Source organism: Massilia sp. UYP11, assembly GCF_050434805.1.
In the GTDB taxonomy this organism is placed as follows: Bacteria; Pseudomonadota; Gammaproteobacteria; order Burkholderiales; family Burkholderiaceae_D; genus Telluria.
Genome location: NZ_JBNDJE010000011.1, coordinates 141,678 through 147,677, shown reverse-complemented (window position 1 = coordinate 147,677; position 6,000 = coordinate 141,678). Strand labels below are relative to the sequence as shown.

Here is a 6,000-nt window from a genome sequence, read left to right as displayed (position 1 = left end):
GGCGCGGTGGCCGGGTGGTGGTGGCCGGCCGCTGGTACCCGAGCAGCAAGACGTGCTCGATCTGCGGCCACATGCTGGAGAAGCTCGACCTGGGCGCCAGGCAGTGGACCTGCCCGGGCTGCGGAACGGTCCACGACCGCGATGTCAATGCGGCCGTTAACCTCGAAACGATGGCGGTAAGTTCTACCGCGACAGCCTGTGGAGGGGCAGGCGCTGGCGCCGTGCGCGAGCACGGCGTGAAACCGGCCCCGGTGAAGCAGGAATCCAGCAGCGAGCAGGTTTAGGCAATTTCGACCAGCTTTGCGCAAGTCTGGAGGAACGGTATGATTGCGCCTCCGTCAATGAAAGGATGAGCATGTCCGAATTCGTCTTCGCCGCACCCGCCACGCCTTCCGTGGCCGTCAGCGGTTCGAGCAGCCGTTTCCCGGTGCGCCGCGTGTTCTGCGTCGGCCGCAACTACGCCTCGCATGCGCGCGAGATGGGGAGCGACCCGAACCGCGAACCGCCGTTCTTCTTCACCAAGCCGGCCGACGCGGTGGTGCCGGCCAGCGGCGCGGTGCCGTATCCGCCGTCGACCGGCGACCTGCATCATGAGATCGAACTGGTGGTGGCGCTGGGCGCGGGCGGCGCCGACGTCGACCCGGCCGACGCGCTCGACCTGGTGTGGGGCTATGGCGTGGGCCTGGACCTGACCCGGCGCGACCTGCAGGCCGCGGCCAAGGACACCGGCCGTCCCTGGGACATGGCCAAGGGCTTCGACGCGTCGGCGCCATGCAGCGCGCTGCATCCGGTGAGCGAGGTGGGCCATCCCGCCAAAGGCCGTATCTGGCTGGAAGTGAACGGCGCCCTGCGCCAGGAAGGCAACCTCGATGAACTGATCTGGCCGATCGCCGACGTGATCGCCTACCTGTCGCGCTTCGTGACCCTGGCGCCGGGCGACCTGATTTATTCGGGCACGCCGTCGGGCGTGGCGGCGCTCAGGCCGGGCGACCGCGTGCGCGGCGGCGTCGACGGCGTCGACACCTTCGAACTCGAGATCCGCTGAGCCTCCATCAAGCCTGCCATCTGCGCCTGCAAGGCCTGGCGCGCCGCGTCGAGCTGGGCGCCGTTGGTCTTGCCCGAGAGCGCGCCACGGTCCTTGCGCCCCAGGAAGTAGGCGACCCGCTCGGCATTCGCGCCGGAAGGGTGGGGCAGGCCGTGCAGGATGCGCTCGGCGCGCAGCACGCCTTGCGCCGCCAGCCAGTCCAGGCTAGCGCCGACGCTGGCTCCCATTGGGATGAACAGGGCGTCGGGCAGCATGGCCGCTTCATGCGCGAAGTAGCGCAGCGTTTGTTCGCGTAGAAAGGCGTGGCGCGGCATGGCGGGCGTGCCGCTGTAGTTCTTGCCGTCCACGAACACCGGGTGGCGCAGGATGGCGCCGATCTGGACCACCCCGGCGTCAGGGCCGAACAGGGTGGCGCAGCTGGCGATGCCGAGCCAACGTTGCACCCCGATCGCATCGAGCAGGGCCACGAAGTTGGGCCGGATCGCGCCGCTGAAGGCGCCGGCCCGGCGCGCCGCCACCAGCACGTCGTCGGTGGAAGCGCCCGCGGCCATCCGGCGCTGCGCCTCGCGCATCGCATTCTTCCACTGCACGAAGCCGGGCGAGATGCCGACCACCGCCACGCGCGCGGCGCGGTTCACCGACTCGAACGGCACGTAATAGCTGCGGTAACGCCCATCATTTGCCAACAGGAAATTCTCCGGGATGTCGGCCGGTGCGGCGATGCCGGACAGATCCAGCGCGCGGATCGCCTCCGCATAACGGTCGAAAAGAATATCCATGGAATTGGGAGGCAAAGGTCGACAAGCTCGACATTCTGCCAGCGTTTTGTGTCGCATCAATGTACGCGAAGTTTGATACGCTAGTGACATCGACGCACATTGCGCCAGATCCAATAGGAGAAGGGCCATGACTCAAGTCGCATTGATTGCCGTGCATGGCATGGGGGAAACGCTGCCCGCGTATGCGGACGGCCTGGTGGCGCGGCTGCGCGCCCGCCTGGGCGGCCTGGCGGGCCACGTGACGATGCGCTCGGTCTATTATCAGGGCATTCTGCACGACAACCAGCGCCAGGTCTGGGAGCGCACCGCCGCCGCCGGCAAGCGGCGCTACGACGCCCTGCGCAAATTCGTGCTGTACGGCCTGGGCGACGCCGCCGGACTGGAAAACCGCAAGGAAATCCCCGGTTCGGTCTATGAGCTGGCCCAGGGAGAGATCGCGGCCGCCTTGCTGTCGGCCCATGCGGCGCGTCCCGCGATGCCGGTGGTGTTCGTCGCCCAGTCGCTGGGCGGGCAGGTGCTGTCGAGCTATCTGTACGACGCCCAGAAGGCGGCCGCCGGCCGTCCGGTCGGCGCCGGCATCTGGCGCAATATCGACGCCTGGGCGTCCGGCGTGCTGGGCCGGTCATTGACCGCGAGCGAGCGCCTGTTCCTGGGCGGCGGTACCTGCGCCGGCCTGGTCACCACCGGCTGCAATATCCCGATCTTCGTTGCCGCGCACAAGGAGATGGACATCATCCCGATCGCGCCGCCCACCTCGCTGTTCAAGTGGATCAATTTCTACGATCCGGACGACGTGCTCGGCTGGCCGCTGCAGCCGTTGTCGCAGGGCTACCGCATGCTGGTGGAGGACCGCGCGATCAATGCCAGCGGCGGCGTGGCGAGCCTGCTGGCGCGCAGCTGGAATCCGCTGTCGCACGAGAGCTACTGGGAGGACGCCGCGGTGCTCGATGCAATCGCCGCCATGCTGCGTCGGCTGGCGGCCTGATTGCCCAGGCCGCCTACATCGCCTACATCGCCTACATCGCCTACATCGCCTACATCGCCAGCGCCGGCGTCTTGCGCAGCGCCAGGCGCGACTGGGCAGGCGCGTCGCCATTGCCCAGGCTGAAGCCGGCCGCCACGGTGGCCAGGCGCGTCGCCTGTTCCTGCATGCTGGCTGCCGCCGCGGCGGCCTGTTCCACCAGCGCCGCGTTCTGCTGCGTCACCTGGTCCATCTGCGTGATCGCCTCGTTCACCTGATGGATGCCGGCGCGCTGTTCCTGGGTGGCCGACGTGATTTCGGACATCATGTCGGTCACGCGCGCCACGCTGGTCACCACGTCGTGCATGGTGGTGCCAGCCTGCTGCACCAGGGTGGTGCCGGCATTCACCTGGGTCATCGAGTCGCCGATCAGGCCCTTGATTTCCTTGGCCGCGCTGGCCGAGCGCTGCGCCAGGTTGCGCACCTCGCTCGCCACCACGGCGAAGCCGCGGCCCTGTTCGCCGGCGCGCGCCGCTTCGACCGCCGCATTCAGGGCCAGGATATTGGTCTGGAAGGCAATGCCGTCGATCACGCCGATGATGTCGACGATCTTGCGCGCCGAGGCGTCGATGGAACCCATCGTGTCGACCACCTGGCCGACAATGGCGCCGCCGCGTACCGCCACCTCGGACGCCGCCTGCGCCAGGCCATTGGCCTGCACCGCATTGTCGGCGTTCTGGCGCACGGTCGCCGTCAGTTCTTCCATCGAGGCCGCCGTCTCTTCGAGCGAGCTGGCCTGCTGCTCGGTGCGGCTCGACAGGTCGAGGTTGCCGGCCGCGATCTCGCTCGACGCGGTGGAGATGGCGGTGGTGCCATGCTGGACCTCGGCCACGACCCGGTGCAGGGCGCCGTTCATGGTTTCCAGCGCCCGCATCAGGTCGCCCACTTCGTCTTTCGAGTAGGTGGCGAAGGTATTGCCGAGGTTGCCCGCGGCCACGGTTTGCGCGACCTCGAGGGCCGAACCCAGGGGCCTGGTGATGCTGCGCGTGATCATGATCGCGGCGACCGAGCCCAGCGCCGTTGCCAGCACGGCCAGCAGGACGACCAGGCGCGTGCTGCGCTCGTTGGCGGCCGCGATCTCGACCGCGGTCTGGTCGATCGCCTGGCGCTGCATGTGGAGCAGGCCCTGCAACTTGGTGCCGTAGGCAGCGGCTGCAGGCGAGAAAACTTCTCCATACGCGCGCTCGGCGCCATCGGCGTCGCCCGTGGTCCGCGCGTTCATCACCAGTTCCTTGGCATTCTGGTAGGTCTTGCGCAGCGCGACGATCTCGCCCAGCGCCTGCTTTTCTTCCGGCGAGTCGAGCAGCGCCTCGACCTTCTTGAGGATGCCGGTGCTTTCGGCCACGCTGTCCTTGATCTGCTTGGCGAACACGTCCGACAAGGTGCTGTCGGCGCTGCGCGCGATCAGCGAGGTGCGGACGATCGCCGAATGCACCAGGAGATACCAGTCCGCTACCAGGCGTTCCTTGGTCAAGGGCTTTTGCATCATCTGGCGGGTGGCTTCGGCACTGCTGTGCGTGGTGTACACCGCAAATGCGGTGCCGGCCAGGGAGAGAACGAGAATCGTGGCGAACGCGAGCGTCAGGCGCGGGCCGATGCGAAGATTTTTAAACACAATGTCAATAACCCGTAGAAACGGAAGATTCCGTAGGGAAAGTATCACCTGTTTAAGTCTGAAATGATATCTCCGGTATGCCAGCTGTTGTAAGTACGCATCGCGCCTTGCCCGGCGAATGCAGGCCTATATGCCCCGCATCCCCGCCGCCTCCAGCGTGAACAGGGGACGAATGTCGCCCGCGACCATGCCGCGCGCATTCTTGATGGCGGGCTGGCGGTAGCGCTCGAGCGCGGCCTTGCGCTTCGCGTCGAGCAGGCCAAGCTGGTCGAGCACGGCGTACACGGCCGGATGCAGCGCGCGGCTGTTGCCGTCCGCAATCTTGATCGCGATACCGATCCCGGCCGAGCGCACGCCGATCGCCTGCACCGCGTCAGCGCCGATCTTGGCCACCCAGTCGCCGCCGCCGGCCGTCATCCAGTGCAGGTCGGTACGCTCCTGGCCCGAGACCATGTCGGGCCGCGCCGTCATGGCCTCGCCCAGGATGCCCATTGCGCCGCCCAGCTGCGGATCGTTGTTTCCATGCGCCAGGCGCGCATACAGGTGCGCCAGGCGTGACAGCGGCAGCGCATAGTTCGGCGCCGAGCAGCCATCGATCACGGTCGGCATGGCGTCAACAGGCACGCCGGCGGTGTCGGCCAACGCGGCGCGGATCGCCTGCTGCAGCGGGTGGCCGCGCTCGACGTAGCCGGCGCTCGGCACGTCGTACAGGCGGCACCAGGCCAAAAAGCCGCTGTGCTTGCCGGAACAGTTGTGGTGCAGCGGCGTCCACTGCGCATCCTGCGGCGGCTGCGTTCCCGTGAACTCGTAGTGCAGCGGCTGCGCGCAGCCGCATTCGAGGTGGCCGGGTTCGAGGCCGATCTTGTCCAGGATCGCGCGCACGCCCGCGAGGTGGATGTCCTCGCCCGAATGGCTGGCGCACAGCAGCGCCACTTCGTCCTGCGTGAGACCAAAGCGCGCCGGGCCGTCGGACAGGATGAAGGGCAGGGCCTGGAAGGGTTTGAGCGCGGAACGGGTGAAGGTCGGATAGTCCGGGTCGCCCGCCGACCACAACAGCCGGCCGCGGGTGTCGACCACGGCGACCGAACCCCAGTGGACGTTCTCGATCACATTGCCGGAGTCGGGATAGCCGCGCGTGGTCGCGACAAGAGGAATCGCTTGCATGGGTTGGGTCTGGTTGGTTGTCGATGGCCCTAATGTACGGCATCTGCACGCAATCCAGACACACGCTTGACACGCTCGTCGCCGAAGCCGGCATCCGGTCGGGGGCGATGACCGGCTCGGATCGACGCGCGTTTCCTGCATCGAATTCAGGCTGAACGTCCCCCTTGTCTGCACCGGAAATTTTGCCGTGTTCGCCGCCATGTCGGCCGCCGTGTTCGCCGGCCCGGCGGCTGCGCCGGGCCACGCCATCGGCCTTGAAAACGGCCGCGAAAATGGCATCGACAGCGGCCCGAAAACAGGCATGCAGACGGGGTGCAGACGGGGTGCAGACGTGCCCGATCCGGGGGGCATATGCACCTCCCGTTCACTTCGCGTT

General features: G+C 67.5%; 6 protein-coding genes. 3 read left to right on the top strand and 3 right to left on the bottom strand.

Annotation, left to right across the window (positions count from 1 at the left end):
• Together ABIB38_RS16045 and ABIB38_RS16040 are read left to right on the top strand one after the other, a co-directional pair.
• The coding region (locus tag ABIB38_RS16045) for a zinc ribbon domain-containing protein (RefSeq protein ID WP_429205291.1) at positions 1-284 on the top strand (284 nt) is incomplete at its 5' end.
• A 71-nt stretch (positions 285-355) separates the two neighbouring features.
• Complete coding sequence (locus tag ABIB38_RS16040) at positions 356-1,045, top strand: fumarylacetoacetate hydrolase family protein (protein WP_429205290.1); 690 nt, start codon at positions 356-358, stop codon at positions 1,043-1,045.
• On the opposite strand, the gene ABIB38_RS16035 is transcribed toward ABIB38_RS16040, so the two are convergent.
• Positions 946-1,824 (bottom strand): hypothetical protein, encoded by an 879-nt coding sequence (locus ABIB38_RS16035; RefSeq protein WP_429205288.1) that lies wholly within the window; start codon positions 1,822-1,824, stop codon positions 946-948. The two genes, ABIB38_RS16040 and ABIB38_RS16035, sit on opposite strands and share 100 nt — an antisense overlap.
• 127 nt (positions 1,825-1,951) lie before the next feature.
• Here ABIB38_RS16035 and ABIB38_RS16030 point away from each other — a divergent pair, with 127 nt between their 5' ends.
• Positions 1,952-2,809 (top strand): hypothetical protein, encoded by an 858-nt coding sequence (locus tag ABIB38_RS16030; RefSeq protein WP_429205287.1) that lies wholly within the window; start codon positions 1,952-1,954, stop codon positions 2,807-2,809.
• Between the two features lie 49 nt (positions 2,810-2,858).
• On the opposite strand, the gene ABIB38_RS16025 is transcribed toward ABIB38_RS16030, so the two are convergent.
• Positions 2,859-4,460, bottom strand: coding sequence for a methyl-accepting chemotaxis protein (locus ABIB38_RS16025; protein ID WP_429205286.1), 1,602 nt, complete (start codon positions 4,458-4,460; stop codon positions 2,859-2,861).
• A gap of 126 nt (positions 4,461-4,586) precedes the next feature.
• Positions 4,587-5,624, bottom strand: coding sequence for an asparaginase (locus ABIB38_RS16020; RefSeq protein WP_429205285.1), 1,038 nt, complete (start codon positions 5,622-5,624; stop codon positions 4,587-4,589).
• Positions 5,625-6,000 lie beyond the last annotated feature (376 nt).